The organism is Bacteroides sp. AM37-9, from assembly GCF_003603455.1.
Lineage (GTDB): Bacteria > Bacteroidota > Bacteroidia > Bacteroidales > Bacteroidaceae > Bacteroides > Bacteroides xylanisolvens.
The window spans coordinates 1-3408 of the sequence record NZ_QTNF01000074.1 but is presented as its reverse complement, the minus strand read 5'-3'; the positions used below and the strand labels follow the sequence as shown (position 1 = coordinate 3408).

Here is a 3408-nt window from a genome sequence, read left to right as displayed (position 1 = left end):
TGCTCAGGTACTTAAAAAAAATATTTTATAATAGTGTTGCGGAATTAAGGTTATATACAAATGATAGCCGAATTCAATTCATATATGAGTAACATAGACATAGACTTCTTCAAGGAGTTGTGTCTGAAACATGGAGAGTTACGACATTATAAAAAGAATGAGTTTATTCTCCATGAAGGTGATGCCTGTTCTTTCTTCGGGTTTATCTTGTCAGGCGTAGTCAAATACAGTTGCACCAACCGGACAGAAAACAAGCCGTATAATGTCGGTTTTTCCTTTCCAAATGAATTTATAGCTGATTATCCCACTTGCTTATATGGCATGAAATCAGAATTGAATATACAGGCGATAATCCCGTGCGAGATTTACATCTGTTCTTCTGCATTCTTACAGCAAAAATTCAAGGAAAATAACGAAAACCAACGGATAGCCCGAATCGCAGCCGAACAGATGTTTTTCCAATCATATTCACGTTATTTGGATTTATTCAGATTCACACCGGAAGAGCGTTACCTCCAACTTTTAAAAAAATACCCTGCAATCTTTCAAATGGTATCATTAAAAGAAATAGCATCCTATCTCAAAATTACACCCGTACACATGAGCCGAATCAGACGCAAGCAAAGTCTTAACAACAAAAAATAAACATAGGTTTAGAAATTTACATTCATAACAATATTCCAAGAATATCTTAATCTGCCAAAGGATTCTTCTTTTTATCTTTGTCTTATCTTTGGTTGGTTCAACGAAGAGACAAAATAAAGATTGAATGAGTTAAACAAGAAATTAAAAAAGAGAATATGAAAACAAAAGAAATTCTTGGAATACTTATGCTATTCCTCTGTACATTCAGTTTTATAAGCTGCGACGATGATAATGAACAGACAAATGAATTAACCCCCGAAGCACTTTATCAGACTTCATGGCGTGGAACAGGGCATTGTGAGGCTTGGACAGTACAAAATATGGGGGTCGGTATGCAATTTGTAGATACTCAGAAAGGGAAAGTAAATTGGGAAGGTTACGATGAAATTGATATTACTTATACAATAGAAGGGAAATATATCACATTTAATAGCAATGCTTTATATTTGGGTGGAGCCCCTTGGATTATCAAAAGCTATACCCAAAAACATATAACCATTATACAGAATGAAATTAGTCCAGATAAAGAGAAAGTAGCTACAATTGAATTAGAGAAAATAGATTAAACTGAATCATGGGAACATTAGGTTGCATAAATGTATGTTACAACAGAACAAAGAGAACCGTGAGATTCGCAAATTGAGCAAAGAAAGGATGAAAGAACATCATAAATACCTTGTAAACAAAGGAAAAAATACAGATTCATCTAAAATTCCTTTATGTGCTATTATCGGGCTGGTCTATAGGATGAAATACAAGGAAAAGAGATTCACCTTGTTCTCTTGTATAGGATTGTTTATTGGGATAGGATGAGCAATTTATATGCTGCTAATAAGGTCAATATAAATCAAAGTAATATGAAACTGAAATATATATTGAATACTATACTATTTGTTTTGGCATTATCTTTTTTGTCTATGTGTATATTTAAGACTACAGAGTTAAGTTTAAAATGTATGCAATTTGCTGTATCTATCTCCTGTATAGGAGCAATGTTTTCTACAAAAAGGTATAGATACATATTTGCATCTATTGCTTTAATCATTATAGGAATATCTTTTTTACTTTAAATGTCCATAATAACAATAATGATTTGATTGTTACTAATGCCTTTATAATAGCACCTATCAAGTATATTTACTTCAGCAAACGCCCCCTGCAGATGCAGTTCCTATTCACTATTAAATCATTGCCTAATTATCACCCAAACAATCCAGCGGATTGGGGATTTTGGTTTTTCAAATTAGGCTATCCGCAAACATAGGAAAAGTGCAGTACACCACGAAGATGCACTGCACTTTTCTCCACATATTGTGCGGGCTTTAACATTTACAGTTTGTATCCTTTGTTTTCCCGGTTTATGGCTTGCCCAGTCGGTTGGCTTCCTTTTTCAACCGCTCGGCTTGTTCATTGAGCAATCTTGCACGCTCCAACGCTTCCGCCTGCTTCCTGCTGCGGTATTCAAACCTCGTCACCGAATCAGTCAAATTTTGGATGAAAGCGTTATCCCGTTCTCTACTGAAATTCGTTTCCAGCAAATCAAGGCAGTCCCCGTCCGCTTCCCCTTTCATCAGAATGTAGCGGTATTTCATATCGTTGTCCTGCAACTGCTGCATCCGTCCAGCCAAACGGACATTCAGGAACAAGGAAACGAAACAGATAACCAGCCCTGCCAAAAAAACAAACAGTTTCGGGCGTAACAAACCGCTTATCCTCCGGGACAACGATGCAGGTTCGGTTTCCGCTTTTTCGGTTGTGCGTTCCTTACGGTAAGAATCCAACGCATCCAGCATTTCTTTCAGACAACGGTAGGTAGCCGTTACAAATTTTCTCACTTCTCCTATGGATTGCTGCTGCTCCTGTTCCGCATTCCTTATGTCGGCAAGTTGGCTTTGGATAGCCTGCAATTCCTTTTCGGGAACAGCCGGATTACTGTGCAGTTCCGACAATGCCTGCTCGATTGCTCCCAACCGTTCGAGAGTTTCCTCCCGGCTGGCTGGCGTTACCTGTGCTTCCAGCTTCCCTTTCAGTTCCGTAACCATAGAGAGAAGCCCCTCTAAAATCAAATTGTCTTCCATGTCTTTACAGTTTAAGTCGTTTTTTCTTTTTCTTCTTCTTTCTCAAATTAAAATTAGGTTCTTCATCCACTGGGGGAGAAGAAGCGGAAAACAGACCGAGCGAACCAGTTAACAACGGACTGTCAGCCTTACCCGGTGCAGGTGCTTGCTCCCGAACGGGTGCGAAAGTTGTTTGCCGTTGGCTTCCGGCAACATTCATTCCTGCATACCCAAAACATTTATCCAGCTTGGAAAAACTGAAACTCCGGTCTATCTCCGAACCCTTGAACGTGTATTCACCTTTGGAAAAGGATATACCCTGTATCTCGTCGGTCTGTCCCTTTCGTTTGAACCGGGCGGTAATACCCTTTTCTGCTAACCGCTCCTGTAACTGCTGCCAGTTACGGGATTTGCCGATTTCGTTCTTCACAGCCGTGTAAATCTCGTATTTCGACTTGTCCGGCTCTTTCAGTCGGTGCTGCTTTACCTGTTCTTTTCCACCAGCGAAATAAAGCCCGTGTTTGGCTTTCAGCTTCTTGCATACCTGTTCGTTACGGTACATGTCGTTCCTGTCCGAAATGGTCTTGCCGTTATTGTCTATGCGGTTGAACACGATATGCACGTGCGGATGTTCCCGGTCTTGATGACGCACGATGATATACTGCGTATCGGTGATTTTCATTTCACGCATATACTCCTGCGCAAG

Annotated in this window: 4 protein-coding genes; 2 read left to right on the top strand and 2 right to left on the bottom strand. The window is 39.6% G+C overall.

What is annotated here, in order from left to right:
* Positions 1-60: 60 nt before the first annotated feature.
* Positions 61-645, top strand: coding sequence for a Crp/Fnr family transcriptional regulator (locus tag DW862_RS25475; protein ID WP_120071127.1), 585 nt, complete (start codon positions 61-63; stop codon positions 643-645).
* Between the two features lie 155 nt (positions 646-800).
* Complete coding sequence (locus DW862_RS25470; RefSeq protein ID WP_117462326.1) at positions 801-1211, top strand: hypothetical protein; 411 nt, start codon at positions 801-803, stop codon at positions 1209-1211.
* A 792-nt stretch (positions 1212-2003) separates the two neighbouring features.
* Here DW862_RS25470 and DW862_RS25455 read toward each other — a convergent pair.
* Together DW862_RS25455 and DW862_RS25450 are read right to left on the bottom strand one after the other, a co-directional pair.
* A complete protein-coding gene (locus DW862_RS25455) occupies positions 2004-2723 on the bottom strand; it encodes a hypothetical protein (RefSeq protein WP_117809624.1) in 720 nt (239 codons plus the stop codon).
* A 4-nt stretch (positions 2724-2727) separates the two neighbouring features.
* The coding region (locus DW862_RS25450) for a relaxase/mobilization nuclease domain-containing protein (RefSeq protein ID WP_120071125.1) at positions 2728-3408 on the bottom strand (681 nt) is incomplete at its 5' end.